The organism is Sutterella massiliensis (assembly GCF_016899755.1).
Classification (GTDB): Bacteria; Pseudomonadota; Gammaproteobacteria; order Burkholderiales; family Burkholderiaceae_F; genus Sutterella; species Sutterella massiliensis.
Genome location: NZ_JACJJC010000523.1, coordinates 1 through 242 on the forward strand (window position 1 = coordinate 1; position 242 = coordinate 242).

Here is a 242-nt window from a genome sequence, read left to right on the forward strand (position 1 = left end):
GGACGATGGCCTCCGATCGGCGAGTTTCGTTGAGAATTCCATCCACAGCCTCAACCATGTCAGGCGATTTGCCTTCTTTTAGGAGGAGCTTTCTCAGCGAGTAAGCCCACACGCCTATGGCACTCAAGGGCTGACGGATTTCGTGCGCAAAAAGACTGCTCATCTGACCGATCACGCCGATCTTCTGCACCTTTGCCAAACGTTGGGCCACAACCTTTGCCTGCCGTTCAGCCGCCTTCTGC

At 55.4% G+C, this 242-nt stretch carries 1 pseudogene; it reads right to left on the bottom strand.

Going from position 1 to position 242, the window contains the following annotated elements:
• Positions 1-242 (bottom strand): annotated as a pseudogene (locus H6A60_RS13565) (hypothetical protein); the annotation flags it as partial.